11 protein-coding genes are annotated in these 18,369 nt (G+C 49.1%); 3 read left to right on the top strand and 8 right to left on the bottom strand.

The genetic code is table 11. The features are described 5' to 3' along the window. Window positions 1–65 precede the first annotated feature (65 nt). From BP71_RS00710 to BP71_RS00700, 3 genes are all read left to right on the top strand, one after another. A complete protein-coding gene (locus tag BP71_RS00710) occupies window positions 66–878 on the top strand; it encodes a LytR/AlgR family response regulator transcription factor (RefSeq protein WP_496375545.1) in 813 nt (270 codons plus the stop codon). A 14-nt stretch (window positions 879–892) separates the two neighbouring features. Further along, window positions 893–2,035 carry a sensor histidine kinase gene (locus tag BP71_RS00705; RefSeq protein WP_496375543.1) on the top strand — a complete coding sequence of 381 codons (1,143 nt, stop codon included), beginning with the start codon at window positions 893–895 and terminating at the stop codon, window positions 2,033–2,035. Between the two features lie 113 nt (window positions 2,036–2,148). Further along, on the top strand, window positions 2,149–2,310 hold the full coding sequence (locus tag BP71_RS00700; protein WP_496375541.1) for a class I lanthipeptide: 162 nt from the start codon (window positions 2,149–2,151) through the stop codon (window positions 2,308–2,310). Window positions 2,311–2,393: 83 nt separating this feature from the next. Here BP71_RS00700 and BP71_RS00695 read toward each other — a convergent pair whose 3' ends face one another. From BP71_RS00695 to BP71_RS00660, 8 genes are all read right to left on the bottom strand, one after another. Then, window positions 2,394–3,980, bottom strand: coding sequence for a RagB/SusD family nutrient uptake outer membrane protein (locus BP71_RS00695; RefSeq protein WP_496375539.1), 1,587 nt, complete (start codon window positions 3,978–3,980; stop codon window positions 2,394–2,396). Between the two features lie 30 nt (window positions 3,981–4,010). After that, window positions 4,011–7,535, bottom strand: coding sequence for a SusC/RagA family TonB-linked outer membrane protein (locus BP71_RS00690; protein WP_496375536.1), 3,525 nt, complete (start codon window positions 7,533–7,535; stop codon window positions 4,011–4,013). Then, window positions 7,528–8,538: a FecR family protein gene (locus BP71_RS00685; RefSeq protein ID WP_496375534.1), complete on the bottom strand. Its 1,011-nt coding sequence runs from the start codon at window positions 8,536–8,538 to the stop codon at window positions 7,528–7,530. Before BP71_RS00685 ends, BP71_RS00690 begins: the two co-directional genes overlap by 8 nt. A 159-nt stretch (window positions 8,539–8,697) precedes the next feature. Continuing rightward, window positions 8,698–9,348, bottom strand: a complete 651-nt coding sequence (locus tag BP71_RS00680) for an RNA polymerase sigma-70 factor (protein WP_496375532.1) — start codon at window positions 9,346–9,348, stop codon at window positions 8,698–8,700. Between the two features lie 209 nt (window positions 9,349–9,557). Beyond that, window positions 9,558–15,455, bottom strand: a complete 5,898-nt coding sequence (locus tag BP71_RS00675) for an Ig-like domain-containing protein (RefSeq protein ID WP_496375530.1) — start codon at window positions 15,453–15,455, stop codon at window positions 9,558–9,560. A 519-nt stretch (window positions 15,456–15,974) separates the two neighbouring features. Beyond that, on the bottom strand, window positions 15,975–16,610 hold the full coding sequence (locus BP71_RS00670) for a class I SAM-dependent methyltransferase (protein WP_496375528.1): 636 nt from the start codon (window positions 16,608–16,610) through the stop codon (window positions 15,975–15,977). Between the two features lie 18 nt (window positions 16,611–16,628). Beyond that, window positions 16,629–17,597, bottom strand: a complete 969-nt coding sequence (locus BP71_RS00665; protein WP_496375526.1) for a ketopantoate reductase family protein — start codon at window positions 17,595–17,597, stop codon at window positions 16,629–16,631. 223 nt (window positions 17,598–17,820) lie between these two features. Then, the gene (locus BP71_RS00660) at window positions 17,821–18,255 is read right to left on the bottom strand and encodes a MarR family winged helix-turn-helix transcriptional regulator (RefSeq protein WP_496375524.1); all 435 of its coding nucleotides are present in this window, start codon (window positions 18,253–18,255) and stop codon (window positions 17,821–17,823) included. Window positions 18,256–18,369 lie beyond the last annotated feature (114 nt).

The raw sequence follows: 18,369 nt of genomic DNA, 5'->3' as shown, positions 1-18,369 counted from the left end.
TCGAAAAAGGCTCGCCCGACATGGGCAGTAACGGTCATAAATCTCAATCCGGATTCAGTTCAAATATGACAGGAAAAATCAGTTGTCTTATTGTCGATGATGAGGAACCGGCTCATGAAGTTCTCAAATTTCTGATCGCAAAAATCAGCTGGTTAGCTCATGCAGGCAGCTGCTATAATGCACTGGAGGCACTGGATATGATACCGGAAGTAAAACCGGATATCATTTTCCTCGATGTGAATATGCCCGAGCTCTCCGGTCTGGATCTGCTTAATATCGTTCAGGCTCCCGGATCGCACGTGATTCTGACAACGGCTTATCCCGAATACGCAGTAGATGGCTTTACATTCGATGTTACATCTTTTTTGTTGAAACCCATCGGCTTCGACCGGTTTCTGAAGGCTGTCACCAAAGTCAGAAGGCTTATTGGCGATAGTCTGCATCAGGAAAAAGATCGGACCGGCCCGTATACCGAAGGGGCAGGTGCCGATATATCCCAGCCAGATCCGTTAAGCCCGTCGGCCGCACAAGCCTCCGAACGCAAGGCCGACACCGGGCAAGAGGAATATATGTGGATACGGGCCGACCGCAAAATGTATTGCGTCTGGTTCAAAGACATCTACTTCATTGAGGGACTGAAGGACTATGTGAAAGTGTACTATACAAACGGCGTACTGGTCACGCTCGCCTCCATGGCCGTCATGATGACCCGCCTGCCCACTCCCCCTTTTGTCAGGACACACCGGTCCTATATTATCAACCGCAACATGATCAAGATGATTGAAGGAAACATGGTTACCATGCTGAACGGCATGAAGGTATCGATCGCCGTTTCGCCAACGCGCGACGAGGTTTTCAGGCAGTTGACGGAAAAATAACCCAAAGAGCAGGGATGAACGGCATCACAAAGAAAGGCCCACTCATTGAAAGGCTTCTGTTTCCCCGCACCCATGGGTTGAGGGTTTTATACCACGTGTGTTTCTGGGTTCTTTTTGTATTGCTGCACTACGCCTATGCGCTACCCACACTGGCCCGAAAGGCTTCGGATGCGAGTGTTACCATCGCGGGTTTTCTCTATTTCCTGAAAATCATCCCCGAGTATTACCTCTGCGTGGGGCTATATTATCTGCTCCGCAAATACATTCGCGGATTCGTTCTTTTCCTGGTTTTGTTCGTCGCGGCTATTCTGATAAATCACCTTTTTTCAACGTTGCTGTTTCTCTGGGTGGATTATGCTTTGGGGTTGGAAAACATGCCGGACCGGTTCAGATTGTTTGCCAAACTATACCTTCAACCGTTCGATTATCGGGATGTGAGTTCCTGGCTGGTATTCACCAACGACCTCTCCGAGGCACAGTTCTTTATTTTGCCTGCGGCGCTCAAAACGGCCAAGTACGCGGCCAATGAGCACATCATGCGGCAAAAACTTCAGGATGATGCGCTTAATATGGAATTGAAAGCCCTGAAATCGCAGATTAATCCGCATTTCGTCTTTAACGTGTTGAACGCTGCATACGCCAAAACGCTGCCTGTTTCGGAAGATGCCGCCGAATATCTCCAGAAAGTCTCTGAAATCCTCCGGTTTTCGCTTTACGAGATGAACGACGAATTTATTAAGCTCGAAAAGGAGTTCGCCTACATGAATCTTTATCTCGAGCTGGATTCGATACGAAGTAACCGCCGATGCAAGATCAGTGTGGAGCAACATGGAGAAATAGAAGCGCATCACCGCGTCCCGACCCTTTTGCTGATAACACTGGTTGAAAACGCATTTAAGCACGGCGTACACGCCACACGTCAAGACTCGTATGTCTACATCCGGCTTTGCATTTCATCGGGAATGTTAGAATTTACGATTGCCAACAGCAAACCTGCACAAGCATTGCCGAACAGGTCCAAAGACCATCCCAGCGGGGGAATCGGGTTGGTAAATCTGGAAAGAAGAATCGGAATTTATTACCCTGGCCGGTATGAATTTAAGAAAACCGAAACGGCAGGCGAATTCAGTGTGACTATAAAAATACCGGTAGAATAACCGGCGCACGATGCTAAAAGCGCTTTGGTCGAAACTTGCCGCGGATTGGTATAAAAAGATGAAACAATGCGCCTCTGCCAGCTAACTTCATGGTATCTATCAACCCAAAATGAATGTATCTGATGAAAAAGCAAAACACCCCCCCGGCTAAACTTCAACTGGTTAAATTTACAATTGCGCGCCTTAACGGCATCTCCAACGCGGGCAGCGGCAGGAATTGGACCGATTCAGACACGACCGCCAGCACCATCTTATGTAAAAGTATTATGATCTGAAAACCTGCCGGATCAGCTGTTTAAAACCACGGCCGGAACACTTTGAAAAAGCATGTTCCGGCCGTGGTTTTAAATCTCACAATCTAGTTCCAATCATTGCTGATGTCTTTTGCAACCAGCGGATTGGTGTTCTTTTCAGTCAGGGGAATAGGAAATAAAACATGTTTATCCTGAAAGAAAGATTGACTCGAAGTCGGATATTTCGCTTTTTTCTCTGCATTAAGCGTCTGCTTCGCAATGCCCCAGCGGATCAGGTCAAACCAACGCACCTGCTCACCGGACAATTCAAGCTGGCGTTCCAACATGATCTTTTTCATCGCTTCATCCTTGCTGCCGAGCGTTGTGTAGGCGAAGGCGCCGGAGCGCGCGCGTACCTTGTTGATCAACGGCAATGCCTCGCCGATTTTACCGGTATTGATCTGCGCTTCCGCAAGCATCAGCAAAACATCGGCATACCGGATCACCTGCGAGTTGATATCCGACTGGGGTAACTCGCCTTTTTCCTTGTATTCATAAGGTTCATATTTTCTCCAACGGTACCCATTGCCATTTTCCGCATATGGATAAGGTTTGGCTCCGCCTGCGCAGTTGTCACAAAAGGTAACATCTCCCCCGCTTGCCTTATCGCCGTAAAATGTGTTTTTGGCCCGGGGATCCACGTAGGTTTTTCCAGCCTCGTCCTTGTAAGTAAATGCATGGACGGCAGCGTCCGAGATAAATACATTTCGCCAGTCGTTCCAGCCGTATTCCATAGCCCGGCCTGTCAGTGTGTTTTTCCCGCTTGTTGATCCTTCCTGCGACCCGAACATGTAATAGGGACTTCCCTCGGCCCATCCACCCCATGCTTTATGGGGAATGTCGAAAACCGTTTCAGCATTTTTAACCGGCGATTTGGTGAAGAGCTCGTCCAGGTTACCGACCAGGTCGTATGTGTAAGGCGCTTTGGTAAGCAACTCAAACTGCGCGGCGGCTTCGGCGTATTTTTTCTGGTACAAATAAGTCTTGCCTAGTAGCGCGATCGCCGACCCTTTTGTAACCCTGCCCAGATCGGTCGCACTGTTGGCATACGCAACGGGCAACCCGGAGATCGCATGGGCCAGGTCCGATTCTACTTGTTTCCAAACCTCTTCCGTGCTGGCCCTTGGCAGATAAAACTCGCTGTTCCCGCTGTAATCCTTTCGAATGGGTACTCTGCCCCAGAGCGTTACCAGTAAGAACTCCGCATATGCTTTTAAAAAGTATGCTTCGGAGGTATACTGGGCGAGCTTCGCTTTATCGGCATCCGAAGCGGGTACTACTTTTGCCGCTTTGTCGATCACCAGGTTAGCCCGGAATGTCATTTTGTAGGCAGTAGACCAGAGATCATTGATCTGTGCGTGGTTTGGAGCATAACTATAATCGTGCAATTGCAAAACATCGCCCAAAAGCGGCGCATCCGCCTCGGCTTCATTGCCGGTGAGGTCCATCAGAAAGTAGAAGTCCCTCGAATACAACCCTTTGTAAAGCATCAGGCCATAAGCGGCGGTTACCGCTTCCGAAATGGTGGCCGGCGTGGTAAAATAGGTATCATCGTTATAGCTCGTCTGGTTTTTGACATTATCCAGCGAGTTGTCACACCCGGCCATGGCCAGGCAGGCCAGCGTTCCCAGTGAAAGTATCTGCTTTTTCATGATGACTGAATGAGAATGAATGGAAAGAATTTAAAACCCGACCTGAACCCCTACCAGGAAAGTCCTTGGCTGCGGATACTGACCTGTATCCACTCCTTTGGTGAAAATGAATGACTTTGCATCGTTTACACTCGCACTTACTTCGGGGTCATATCCTTTATAATGGGTGAGGGTCAGCAGGTTCATCGCCGTGGCGTAAATCCGGAAACTTGAAAAGACCTTTGCACTGGTAGAATTCAGCAATGACTTCGGAACAGAGAATCCGAGGGTCAGGTTACGCAGGCGCATGAATGAACCATTTTCGAGCAAGCGGTCAGAAGCACGCAGATTGGAAGGCGTATTTTGTCCGGACCTGGGCATGTCTGTAATGTCCCCGTCCTTTTTCCAGGCGTTCAGAACGGCCGTAGATGAGTTGAACGGGCGGGTTGTACCTTCTGTCCAGTAACGCAATGCATTGTAAACTTTCACGTCACCGATCCCGGCCAGGCCCATCGAAAGGTCCCATGCTTTGTACGATAAATTGACAGAGCCCCCGTAAGTCCAGACCGGAATGGCCGAACCGAGAAATGCCTGGTCTGAATCAGTAATTTGTCCGTCGCCGTTCAAATCTTTGTAAACGATGTCTCCGGCCTTCAAACCATCCTGGTATGTTTTAAAGCCTTTGGCAATTGCCTCCTCGTTCAACCTGGTTACATCAGCGGAGCTGGAAACTACATGATCTACCTTAAAACCATAGAACGAACCGATTGCCGCACCTACGTCGGTCTTGGTAATATTGATCCCGCCATTGGTATTGCCGCTGATGATCGGCGCACCGTTACCCAGTGAAACCACATTGTTTTTATTGAAACCGGTATTGGCGGAAATGCTGTAACTGAAATCTCCGGCCTGGCCCGCATACGAAACCGCGGCTTCAAAACCCTTGTTGACTGCATTAGCTGCATTCTGTACCATGCTGGCGTCATTATAAACATCACCCAGACCTGTTGAAACCGGCAATTTCACATCCAGCAGCAAGTCTTTGCTGTCGCGTTTGTAGTAATCCAGGCTCACCTGAAGTCTGTTGCGCAAAAGGCCAAAGTCGACGCCGAAATCGACCTGTGTGGTTTCTTCCCATTTCAGGAAAGGATTAGGCACGCGGGTAACCGTAGCCCCCTGCTGAAATGTTTTGCTTTCTCCAAAAGAATACACGATGTTGTTGTTTCCATAACCCCGGTACACGGTCGGATCGGTGAGGAACAAGCCGATGTTGGCGTTTCCGGTAATGCCCCAGCTGCCCCGGAGTTTCAGGTCGGAAATAAAGGCTACATTTTTCATAAAGTCCTCATTGGCAACCTTCCACGCCACCCCTACCGACGGGAAATTTCCTTTCCGGTAAGCTTTTCCGAACGCCGGGTTAATATCCTGCCGGATAGACGCATTGACGAGATACCTGTCGTGAAAGGCGTAAGTAAGTCGGCCAAAATAGGAGCGTGACGCATAAATCCCAGAACCAGCGCCTGTAATGCTGTTGGATTTGGAAACACCGATCTGTTTGATCAGGTCATTCGTAAATCCGGCCCCGGTCAGGTTCACGCTGCGGCTTCTATTGCCTTCGTTGTAAGTATTTCCCGCCATGACAGAGAAGTCGTGTCGACCAAATGTTCGGGTATAAGTGAGGATATTTTCAATGATTGGCGATACCGCAAAGGAATAACTTTCATCAATCTTCCGATCCGTTCTGGTGTTGCCGTTCAGATACTCGCCGGTATAATTGTAACTGTTGCTGTTTGAAAGACCAATATTCGCCTGCGTCCTGAATTTCAGACCATTGAGGATGTCTATTTCACCCCAGAGCTGAAAAAGATTCGAGACGCCCCGGGACAGTTTTTCAGTCAGGTAAATGCCGGGCAAAGGATTCAATGCGTCATTCTGGTCGAGAATCGTCGTTACCCTGCTGTATCCGCCCAGGTTCGTGGGATCCATCGTAGGCGCATAAGGCGGCATCCGGAGCGCCTCCACGAAGCTCGCGACGTTGCCGGTCGTTCTGTTGTATTTGAAATTAATGGTTTGTCCGAGCCGGATTCTCTTGCCGATCTGCTCTTCAAGCTGTGTCCGCAGATTGATCCGCTGATAGCCGTAATCCTTCATGATACCTTCCTGGTTGGTATACCCGGCGGAGAAATTATAAGTCGCCTTTTCACTTCCTCCCGTCACGTTCACATGGTGCTCGGTTATCTTTCCGTTTCTGAAAATCTCCTTTTGCCAATCGGTGCGGGTCACCAGTACATCGGGTGTATTCAGCTTGTCGGGCACTTTATTTCCCTGTGTTTCATCAATGTCCTTTACCAGCTGGACATATTGTGCTGCATCGAGCATATCCAGCTTCTTCCATGCCCGCGATATGCCCACGTAGCCGTTGTAGGTCACTTTGGGCGTTCCGGCCTTTCCTTTTTTTGTAGTGACCAAAACCACGCCGTTTGCAGCGGAAGCCCCGTAAATAGCCACCGAGGCAGCGTCCTTTAAAACCGTAATATCCTGAATATCATAGGGACTAACCGAATTAATATCACCACCCTGAATGCCATCGATCACATATAGCGGATCCGAATTCGTAAGTGAGCCTACACCACGGATAATGATTTTGGCATTGGAACCCGGCAAGCCACCCGTATTGACGATCTGTACACCGGCGATCTTTCCCTGCAAAAGCTGCTGGGCGGATGTAGCTGACACATCGCCAAACTCCTTGCGGCCTACGACTGAAACCGCGCCGGTAAGGTCTTTCTTTTTGGCCGTTCCATAGCCGATAACCACCACTTCTTCCAATGCTTTTGTATCTACCGTAAGCGAAACATCCACCACCGAGCGATTACCGACCAGCTCTTCCTTGGGCAAATAGCCCACAAACGAGAAAATCAGAATAGCGTCGGCACCTCCGTTGGTTATTTCATATTTCCCGGACATGTCGGTTGTAACACCACGCTGGGAGCCTTTGAGTACGACGCTTACGCCGGGAAGCCCGTCCCCATGCTCATCGGAGACTTTGCCTTTTACAGTTACTTCTTCCCGACCGGCTTTGATATTTTTTAAAATGGAGGCGTCGGGATTGTCCGAAGCCCCGGGCGAGGCTGCTGGCGCGATGGTTGCGCTTTCGATCGTAGCGATACCGGATTCCGGGTCCTTTTTCTCAAATCTGGGCACAATCACATAGGCTTCTTTTCCCGCTTTTTTGAAACGGAGATTGAACGGTTTGAGTAAGTCGGTCAGCTGTCTTTCCAGCTTGCTTCCCTCCTGCCGGTAATCTGCGCCGGTAACCACAATATTTTTAACCGTTTCTTCTTCAAACAATATGCTCACCTGGTGCTGCCTGCCCAGGTCAACCAACAGGTCTTTCAGGTTCTTGGCTCTGTTACGACTTTCTCCATGCTGTGCCTGGACTGGTGCCTGTTGGGCCGCATTCGGCTGGGCCGCAACCGGCCGACTTGCCAAAGAAATCCCCTGCGCCACACAAAGTTGCTGAACAGATAACATGGTCAGCACGATACGTGTTTTTTGTAGAAATCTGCTACTCATGATTTGTATTGGTTACTGATTTTCTCAATTCGATAAATTCCTCATGTTTTACCACTTCCAGATGGAGCAGCTCGGATAATATGACCAGCAGGTCATCGGCCTGTTTCACCTTATACACACCACCGATCCGGCGCTTCCCGAGAACGGGATCCAGTATACGCACATTCACCTTGAAGCGGTCGTTTATTTGCTCCACCGCCTCGGACAAAAGTGTATTGTCGAAATAAAACATGTCTTCTTTCCAGGCCACAAACGCGGCCGGTGTGGAGGAGGATGTGAGGGTAAATGCGCCATTCGTTCCTGTGGCGAAGAGATGACCGGGTTTCAAATAAAGCTGCTTTCCTTTGGGTAAGCTCAGCTTCACTTTTCCCTTCGTCAGAAAAACCTTGGTACCCCGTTTTCTTGAAAATGCAACAAACTCGGTACCAAGAACTTCTATCACATAGTTCTCATTCATCCGAACAATAAAACGACTGTCGCGCTCGGTGTGAACTACTTTAAACTCCGCTTCGCCGTCCAGCATCACCTCTCTGTTACCCGAACCGAAACCCATCCTCGGAACCCGTAAAACAGAGTTGGCATTGAGCACTACATTTGTGCCGTCAGAAAGTTGATAAGAGGATGTTTGCCCATTTTCAGACACCAATGATCTGTACATCAGCTCGTTTCTGAAAACAAAACCAACCACCATCAGCAAACATGCCGCTGCCGCGCCATAGAGCCACGGACTTTTCCAGATCCCGGATCGCTTCACTTCTGGCGGGGACAAAGGAATTTCCTTGCCCGTGTCTTCATCATTCATCAATGCAATGTAATCGGACAGCGCATTTTCTATCTGCGGCGAAAACTGCGGATGGCGGCTCTCCCATTCGTCCAGATACTGGTGATAGAGCTCTTCATTTTGGGGGTCCGCAAGCCAGTCCTCGACGAGCTTGCGCTGAATGGATGTGGTCCTTCCGTCAAAAAAATCGAACAGGACATCTTTGGATAGGGATTCTTTCATCTTATACTTTTTAGCATTTACAGTCCGGTCGGGGCCTGTTTGGGTGATTTCAGAGCAACCACAAAACCGCGATCTAACGGGACACGGCAATGTTCATTTTGACTATTTATAAGAACAGACAAGTACAGTATACGCAACCCCATGCCGGGTTGGACACTTTTATTGTAAGCAGTACAGAAGGCATACAAACCAGCTGTCTTTTAATCCATTGCGAAGTCTTGCAATGGCTCGGGTGATTAGCGCTTCCACCGATTTGGGAGTGATCTGAAGTTCGGCCGCAATCTCTTCCAGCGTTTTACCTTCCATCCGTTTCAATAGGTAGGCCTTTCTGCATTGCGGCGGCATTTCCTGCACAATGCGTTCGATCTGCTGATGTAACTCGCTGTATTGCAAAGCCTCGTACGGGTTGAGCGCCTGGGCAACAAAAGGTGCGGTAACCAGTTCGATCGGGGATGTCCGGTTCAGTTCCCATTTCAGGTGGTTGTACGAGCGGTTCCGGACGGACTTGTACAGATAGGCACGGTAGGAAGAGGTGATCTGCTCAAAAGAGCGGTTTTGCCAGAATGCGGCAAATACCTCAGAAACAATATCCTCGGCTACTTCCCCAGAATGCACAAACCGGATCGCGTGGTTGCATAAATTGGTATAATACTTTCTGAAAAGCAGCTCGCATCCTTTTTTGGGGTCCTGGCTGAACGTTTCCCTTATCAGGTATTCGTCATGGACCATCACCGGTTCGTTATCCTGCACGGAAAGCCCCATTGCCCCGGGCGGCTGGAGTGGTATTTTTTTGGTAGAATCAATTGCCATAGCGTTTCGTTAGCCCAATTGCAGATTTGTAGTCTGATCATAAAGACAAGTCGGTAATTCCCATCCCCATACTATAAATAATATTTTTTTTTCAATAAATAATTCAATTTGAAAACACGGGCATCATAATGGCCTCCGGGAAGGCTATAAAAAGTCCGGATCAACCTGGGCTGATCCGGACGGAAATGAATCGAATATTAAAGAGGTTTCTAAGGCTTGACGACCTTCAATACCACTACTTCTTTCGGTGACGCGACCCTGATCAGGTACAGCCCGCCGTTTTTACCCAAAGGCAATACATGGCGATCGTTGTCCACAGGTTTATCAATTGCTTTTTTAAACAGCGAGCGGCCATTCGCATCAGCAATAGTAACGCTGAGCGGTATGGCATTCGCCCCGCTGATCACGATCTCCGCCTGGTCGCCCGTTACGGGATTTCCCAGCAAGGTCACGTTCAGTTTGTTTGGCGCCACTTCACTTTCAAGTACGCCAAACCGCCCATTACTTTGGCTTACCGGTTCTTCACCATACACCAGCTGGCCTTTGTAATAAACCGTGATCTTATTGTTTTCGGCAAATGCACCCGCCGTCTTATACGAATGGTCATTGCTTTCGTCCATTACCGACCAGTCCGATTTCGCGATCCGGTATTGAATGTTCCCCGTACTGCTCAGCGGATACAGTTTTCCGAGCGACGGCGCACCTTTCAGTTCAAAATACGTGTCGGCCTTGGCTTTCTGCTGGTTACCTGTAAACTGACCCGAAATGTTGCCGGCGCCGAGTTTGGCGAAGTCGATCCAGGAGTTCAGGCTTGCCGTACCGTCGGCGGTAAACCAGTAGCGTACCGAGAGGTCGGCGTAATCAACCGGCACATTTCCGGCATTGTCTACTTTCAGCCAGGTGCTCAGCGAGGTGGGTGCGGCACTGGTGTTTTTGTTTTCCGAATAAACCTTCAAATTTAAAACCGCAGCAGCCGTATCGGGCTCAACACCCCACCACAGCTTGCCGTTTCTGTACAAAGTGACATGGTCGTTGGCTGCGTATGCGGACCCGGATTTGAATGAATAATCGTCTGTTTCCGCCAGGTTTTCCCAGTTCGTATTCGCGAACCTCGACTGTATCGCTCCGGAATTTCCGCCTGCGTTCAGGTTACCTGCCGATGCATTGAATGCATATTCGACGTAGCCGAGTGCACCCTGGCGCGGCTTATCCAGCTCCACGTACGTCATAGAAACCTTCCCATTGCCCATTTCGGCATAGTCGATCCATTTGCTGATGCCCGCATAGTTCTCCGCTGTTACCCAGTAACGCGCGGTCAGTTCGCCGTAGGGGATTGCAACAGGGCTTTCGTTGGAAATGGTCAGGTAAGGTTTGATGGTATTATTGCTGACCTGGCCGTTATCGCCGTCTTTGTAAAGCACTTTCAAGCCGGACGAGATCACCAGCGTACGGCTCCGCGGCTGGGCCGGGCTGTATGTCTGATCACCATTTTGCGAGGCGGTGATCACCGTTGTACCCGGAGCGATAATCTTCACTTTGCCATTCGAAACGATGGCTACCGTCGTATCCGAGCTTGTGTAAGTCACCGGCAACCCGGAACTCGCCACCGCTCCCGGATCAAAATCGGCATCCCCAAATGTCCTGGCCGACAAGCTATCCAGTGAAACGGTTTGTGCGATCATCGGTGGGGCTGCAATTGTCAGACAAAAATCATCCAGTATAAACTTTCCGTTGGGACCAGCCTTTGAGGCCCAGATACCGATCGTTGCCGCATTTGCAGGCGCTAGCTTGGTCACAGAGTACTTGGTATATGCTGTTTTGGGCGGATCAAACGGATGCACCTGGAATTGCGTGGTACCGCTTGCAATTTTGGCTCCCTGCGCATCATAAAAATCGATTCCGATCCCGGCCCACCAGGGCAATATCAACTGGGAAGAATTAGCAGGATTAGGTGTTCCTTCCACTTTGGCCCAGACGTCGAATGTGATTTCTGTACCACCGGTCACTGCAATAGTTTTTCCGTAGTTGATGGCTCCGCCGTCCGCTGTAATGACGGCACTCTTCAATCCGCTCTGAGCTGATGTGCCAATGGTTGCAGCGGCCGTATTCGGGTTTCTGATCCAGTTTACAAAACCACTTTCAAAGCCATTGTTGGTAAGCACCCCGCATGATCCGGCGCTGACGACGGTAACTGCCGAACCACTCGAAACACCGCCTGCATCCTGTGCAGTGGCATTAATAGTAGCACTGCCGACGGCGACGGCCGTCACAATTCCTGTCGCATTCACCGTAGCGATCGAGGGATTGGAAGAACTCCAAACCACTGTTTTGTTGCTCGCATTAGCGGGAGCTATCGCCGCTTTGATGGTAGTTGTATCGCCCACGCCAACGGTAACAGCCGGTTTGCTCAACGTCACGGATGTGATCAAGACGTTAGATACGGTGATCGTACTGCTTGCTGTTTTGGCTCCGTCCTGTGTAGTGACTGTAACCGTTGCAGTTCCCGGCGAAACGCCGGTTAATACGCCACTTTGACTAACTGAGACAATGCCTGCGTCAGAGGTAGACCAGGTCAGGGTTTTATTTGTAGCATTGGCAGGCTGGACAGCCGCAACAAGGGTTATTGAATTATTCACGCCAACAGAGGCCGTGGATGTGACCGTAACACCGCTTACTGCAATGTTGGCTGCTGTAACTGTTGATGAGGCCGTTTTCTGGCTTTCGTTAGTGGTAACGGTGATCGTGGCAGTGCCGGGGGATACTCCCCTCACTAACCCTGTTCCGTCCACACTTACAACAGATGTATTCGAGGAGCTCCAAACGACTTTTTGATTAGTGGCATTGGCTGGCAGTATGGTGGCCGACAACCTGGTCGTGTCGCCTACGCCCACGGAAGCAGTGGAGGGGTCTAGAGCAACAGAAGCAACAGGTGTAAGTCCCACTTCAATACCACTAACAACAGGAAACTCAAAATTCGGTATGGGCCTGAAAACTACATTAAGTACCCCTGAGGCATTTGACCGGACCGAAAATTCTCTGACAATGCCTTTAAATCTGCCACCTGCCTGCGCGATAATATCAAAGTTTTTAAGCAATGTGTCAGCTACACTGGTGCCGGTCACATTAAATTTCCTTTTTCCGGCAGTGACTGTTGTAGTAATTTCAGCAAAATGAAGTCTGACAACATACAAACTATTGGGCACCAGATTTCCATAGGAATAAATAAGCGGATGACCGCTGTGGCGCTGTGATCTGTATACATCCGCCGGAGCAGGAGAACTTATGGCGGTTAAATCAATAGCTGTTGTTGTGGATGTGGTCCACTGGTATCCCGACTGCGGTGAATCAGCAACGAAATTTCCAATGGTCGGGCCGCCGCAGTTGTTCGCGACAACAACCGTTCCGACTGTCAACAGCGATGTCGCCGTTTTGGCCCCGTCTTCTGTGGTGACGGTAATGGTCGTTGCCCCCAGTTTTAGGGCGGTGACCAGCCCACTGGCATTGATCCTGGCAACGGTTGTATCTGACGAAGCCCAGCTCACCTTTTTGTTCGTTGCGTCGGCAGGGAGCACCGTTGCGGTGAGATTTTTGCTGGTGCCTAATCCAATTGTGATGGCCGGGTCGAGCGTTACACTGGTCACGCCAACGGTGGGCGTAACCTTGATACTGCTTTGGGCAGTTTTACCACCATCCTGCGTCGTTACGGTAATGGTAGCAACGCCCGGAGCGACGCCGGTAACCAATCCGCTCGCATTAACGGTTGCAATGCTCGGGTCAGACGAGGCCCAGCTAATTGCATTGTTAGTGGGGTAGGTCGGGGTAAGCGTAGCTTTTAATTGTTTTGTAAAACCTACTATCACAGAATCAGCAGCAGGTGTTACCGCCACAGAAACGACCGGTCCGCCCGACGGCTGTCCAACAAAGATCCCGTTTCCTCCAATCCCCAGATAAACCCGGCCGTGCAAATCGGCGGCCATGGTACTCACAATGCCGGGGACCGGGTTAACAATCGTCGTCCAGGTGGCACCATTATCGTCAGACCGGAAAACTCCGTACGAGACACCATTAATGGCCGTGCCCTCCGAGCTAACATAGATCACCGGATTGGACGCGGCCGTCGTATCCGCCTTCCCGACAGCCACCCATTTAGCCCGGGTAATGACGGTAGGATTGACTTTGGTAAAGCTCTGGCCGCCATCTGTGGAGTGGAACAGGCCGTCACCGGAGAATGCCATCCAGATATCGCCTTCCTTGCCGGGTGTGGTTTCCAGGTTCATTTGGGCCACATTACCAACATTGGGTAAATTAGTTGCCGCAGTTGGCGCGAAATTCACCCCGCCATCGGTGCTTTTATAAATCTTACCGCTGGCATAAATATAAAAGACGTTGCCATTTACTTTATCGGCTGCCAACGGCTGCATTCCAGCCCATATCTGGTAAATATCACCTGGCTTTAAAACCGCATTGGGAACGCCGTTACATGCTGTCCAGCTGGCACCCAGGTTATCGGAGCGATAAGTCAACCCGCCTTGCGTGACCCAGACCATATTCCTGCTGGTAGCAGAAACGGCGATCCTGCCCCTTGCTCCCGGAATCGAAGCAAATTTCACGTAAGAATCTCCGCCATTGGTAGAATAACCTCCAATGCCTACACCATTCCAGCCGTCGCTTCCTACACGCGCAATAAAATTCGGATCTGTATACTGAACAGCCCCGCCGGATGTATTGCAACCGGTTTGGGTTGCAAACCAGGCGGATATTCCTTTTGCGGGCGGGGAATCCAGCGACTTATGGTCAAAACCACCTACATCGCCTGTCGTAGAAACCAGATAATTGGGACCCGATGGCGGACAAACCATTGGACCGGCCACTACAATTTCTTCCAGTCCGTTATCACGTAGTTTCCAGGTAACCCTGCTTGCCCAGACATTGGTCGTTTGGCCGACATCGAGCATATCTGAAAACCAGACATGTCCGGCATTAAAGGGATCCCAGGCAAAACCATTGATATTATGACCGATATTTCCGTCGGCCCCGTTTCCAGCTGAATGCGGCGCTTCCGAGGCATCACGGGTTGCCGGTACCATTGACGACCAGCTGCCCTGGCTTCCACCGCTAATGCTGCGGTAAGCGGCATCATGGTTCCAGGTGCCCGTCGTTGACACGATCACCTCATTGCTGTTCGAAGGATTAACTCCTACGCCACTAAACTCCTTGCCAGCAACCGGTGTAATATCGATCCAACTGCTTCCATTCCATTTGTGTAATGAATGAGCACCCAATGGACGATAATCAGCCTTTGGTAAGCGTGTCACAAAAAAAGTACCGTCGTTGCTGATGCTGGCGCGCCTCGGCTCGGCCGGACTGCCGATCATCAATGCGAACGTGTTTCCTCCGTCTGTACTGCGATATACGCCAGCCTTGGCTCCCAGAAAAATATTTCTGGTAACGCCGTTGACCATACCACCACTTTTGTCAAAAAAGATAAACCTGCCTGATACTGAATCCGGCAAAGAGGTGTTCACCTTCGTCCATGATCCTACTGCTCCTGCGGCTGTGCTTTTATAGGTACCATTTGCGCGGCTTGTTACATATACTACATTACTGTTGTTTGGATCGACAACCAGACGGTCTGTGAAAGTCTGATCACTATTAGGCAATACTGTTATCCGAAGCTCGCAGTCGGTCCAGGTAGCACCCCGGTCCACCGACTTCATGACCGTTCCGGGAGACGTTCCCCCTCCGGGTACCGTTCCCTTGCCTGTCTGATGGGTCGCATACAGGATATTTCCGGTTGCATCGCTGGGATCAAAAGCAATATCCCCGCATTTGGCGGCAGCTTCCCAGTTCCAGTAGGTGGTCGGCATCTTATTGTACCACATCAAATCTTCCCATTTCTGAGCAGCATGATTCCAGCGGTAAGGCGTGCCGACGTCGGTAGTAATAAAATACAGGTTTGGGACTTTCGGATGCGCCTTAATACTTGTGACGTTACCGCCCCCGCCTATTCTTACGGGCCGCCAGTTGTAGGTTTGCGCACTGGCGAAGAAATTCAGGGCTCCTGTCAATGCAATCAACAGGGCCATCATTCGGATTGGTCTTTTCATAAATGTCGCTTTTCGTAGGATGTAAATTGTGATACATCTCTTACAGACAAGCAGAAAGGAAAATCCCCATATTAAAACTTGCTATTTTACAAAAAAAACACCAACAGACGTTTGCTGAAAGCACCATGCTTTTTCAAACTTGGAGTCATGCTGCCGGACACACCAGGGTGTCGGGATTACTATATCCGTCAGGCATCCATCCATGGCGGACCTGGGAGAATTTAACTCCGCTCTTGAAACTGAATGCGCGTAAAGCAGCCATCCAACGCTCAGTTTGACATTATTCAAATAAAAGTCCGAATTTTCACACTTTTATTTTGCTTGTAACATCCTTGCTATCAAAATGAAGACAACGGTCATATTCATTACGCTCGTTGTTTCAATTTCTGTCACATATGCAGGCAGGAACGGCGGCTCTCCTACACGAATTGGCGGGTCAACCTTTCCGTTAGCAGTTATCCAGCACTCCCCGACATTTTATCAGACGACTTAAACCAATATGGTGGTTTACGTAGACGCTTACTTACCCCTTATGAATTCGTATGAAAGAAGAGATTTTCCATTGGGTAGAAAGTTTTCTTCGGAAGAAACACATTCGAATCCATGATTCGCGGCACTCTTCTGCAAATCCTGCTTATCGACGACCCTAAAAATACTGGCAACAGATTTAATGGATTCGACTCCAGTTTGACTTACGCTCTTTACACCATTATTAGACTGTATCGTTGCGATCAACCTGGAAGGTTCCCGGGTATTGTTGACCAGAAACCGACAGCAACTTTCAATATCGACATATTCGAAGATCAAAGCTGCCCAAACAAAGTCAGCCTTAATAAAAGACACTGGTGATGAGCCAATATCCGCTTGCACAAGATCTAACTGTTTGATTCTATCGCCAAATCGCCCCCTTGTTTCTTCCAGATAAGAGCCATTTATATCAATAGCGCAGACCCTTTCCACCGAACTGGCATCTATATGTTCCAATCCATTGCCTCCGCTCACCCCTAAAAACAACACATTCTTCGGGTTGTGCTGTTTCAAATACTTACCGGCAAGACAGTTAAGTAGCTGTGCCTGCCCTACATCATCATGTTGCATATGTGATTCGTAGTCAGTCAAAGGGATATGATTCCAGGGATTTGGCTCATTCATCATTGCTAATCAGTTATTGTTTTATTTATCTGACGATTCGCTCCAATTATTCTGCACTAGTTCCGACTTGATCTTTGTGAGATTACCCAAAAGTGAGGTGACCGGAACCGGGATTCTTCCTCGCCTTGCAGCATCAGCGATAGCAAAATTCAACGACGCTATTTCGGTCTGCCGCTTGTTTAATATATCCTGATAGGTGGATATCTTTTGGCCGTCAGAGAACTTACTGATCATGAGAACGTTTTGCAGAACTTCATCCTCAGTCAATTGTATGCCATGCTCCCTCGCGACAGAGAGGCATTCGCTGATCACGACTTTGGCAATGTCCAAAACAGCATTATTACGCTGAAATATTCCATTGTCGGTTTCCAGTAAGGGGCAGATGGAATTGAACACACAATTACTAATGACCTTTTTCCAAATTATCGGTTGTATGTCCGGCTCAGCCCGAAAGGAAAAAATGCTGGTATCAAGCTGCTGAACAACCCGGCTTAAAGCTGCCTCGGAACCATTAACTGCGCCGATCGGCGAAGCGGATACCAATTTAAACCTAACCTTATTCTCGCCGATTGACTCGCTGGTCGCGAATAGTACACACCGATACAATTGACTAAAACCTTTTTCGATAAAGCAATTCTCGATATGTAAGCCATTCTGAAGAAAAACAATGGGGCAGCCTTCCACTTTGTGCTGCAACTTCCCGGACAACACTTCATTGCCAAATGACTTGTTCGTGAGTAAAATTATTCCGTCCAGTTTTTCATAGGAGCTTATCGAGGCAATTTCAATATCGGCCTCCAATGTCTGGTCGCTTGTCTCTACCCGGATGTGTTCATAGGAAACAGCATGCTGGTCAACAGAGCCGCGGAGAATAGTCACCTTCCTGCCATTGACCGACAATGCCACAGCCAAAGCCTTGGCGATTACTCCATTACCAATAATGTATATATGATCCGCCAGGCTTATGAAGCCATTGTTTGTTGTATTCATTTTCTACAATTGATTTAGCCGGGCTGGGAATTGGGTCTATATTAATTTCTTTTCCACGTATACTATGCAGCACAGCGTGTCTCGAATGACGCTAATTCTGTGCGGAAGTTTTCGAATCCAGCATCAAAACTGACAGCATTGCGATACGCTACGAGCAATTTTCTGCCCTCATCAAAATGCCGCCCCGAAGTAGCCGATACGATTTTCAGCTCGTCGGTGCAGTTCATCGTGCAAAGCTCAATAAGTCCGTAATGGCCTTCATGTGCCCAACCAGCTGCTGACAGCCATTTAGATCCAGTCTCTCAATCTGATTCTTCACCAGATCTGACGCAGCGTGATTGATTTTTTCGATCTCTAGTTTTCCATTTTGCGTCAGAGACAGCATTACAACGCGCGAATCGTGATCTGATCGCTTGCGGCTTACCAAACCGTCCTTCTCCAGTCTTCTTAGAATCCGGCTCAAATAACTCTTATCGATCTGGATTTTATTAATGATCTGAGATGCCTGCATACAGGTTGCTTCATTTATTTCAAGTAACACACGGGTTTCTGCCAATGTGTAATTGCTGTGATATCCATCTGCTTTAAGCAAGCCGATCAAATTGACGTAAAACCTGTTAAATGATCTGATCTCCAGTACGATATCTTCTATTTGCATGAATTTGAACAGATACGTGCCGCACAAAAGTAAAAAATAGTGGACAAAGTCTACTATTAGCAAGGACGCGACAGATAACACGGACGCTTTCACACCGCGAAAAACGCCACAAAC

It is taken from the genome of Dyadobacter ginsengisoli DSM 21015, from assembly GCF_059568735.1.
This window is presented reverse-complemented; position numbering and strand designations above follow the sequence as displayed.

What these genes read in the sequence shown, in the direction of transcription:
- BP71_RS00660 (WP_496375524.1), bottom strand. Translation starts at nt 18,255, where the DNA reads ATGCAAATAGAAGATATCGTACTGGAGATCAGATCATTTAACAGGTTT.
- BP71_RS00710 (WP_496375545.1), top strand. Translation starts at nt 66, where the DNA reads ATGACAGGAAAAATCAGTTGTCTTATTGTCGATGATGAGGAACCGGCT.
- BP71_RS00670 (WP_496375528.1), bottom strand. Translation starts at nt 16,610, where the DNA reads ATGATGAATGAGCCAAATCCCTGGAATCATATCCCTTTGACTGACTAC.
- BP71_RS00690 (WP_496375536.1), bottom strand. Translation starts at nt 7,535, where the DNA reads ATGAGTAGCAGATTTCTACAAAAAACACGTATCGTGCTGACCATGTTA.
- BP71_RS00695 (WP_496375539.1), bottom strand. Translation starts at nt 3,980, where the DNA reads ATGAAAAAGCAGATACTTTCACTGGGAACGCTGGCCTGCCTGGCCATG.
- BP71_RS00675 (WP_496375530.1), bottom strand. Translation starts at nt 15,455, where the DNA reads ATGAAAAGACCAATCCGAATGATGGCCCTGTTGATTGCATTGACAGGA.
- BP71_RS00685 (WP_496375534.1), bottom strand. Translation starts at nt 8,538, where the DNA reads ATGAAAGAATCCCTATCCAAAGATGTCCTGTTCGATTTTTTTGACGGA.
- BP71_RS00700 (WP_496375541.1), top strand. Translation starts at nt 2,149, where the DNA reads ATGTATCTGATGAAAAAGCAAAACACCCCCCCGGCTAAACTTCAACTG.
- BP71_RS00705 (WP_496375543.1), top strand. Translation starts at nt 893, where the DNA reads ATGAACGGCATCACAAAGAAAGGCCCACTCATTGAAAGGCTTCTGTTT.
- BP71_RS00665 (WP_496375526.1), bottom strand. Translation starts at nt 17,597, where the DNA reads ATGAATACAACAAACAATGGCTTCATAAGCCTGGCGGATCATATATAC.
- BP71_RS00680 (WP_496375532.1), bottom strand. Translation starts at nt 9,348, where the DNA reads ATGGCAATTGATTCTACCAAAAAAATACCACTCCAGCCGCCCGGGGCA.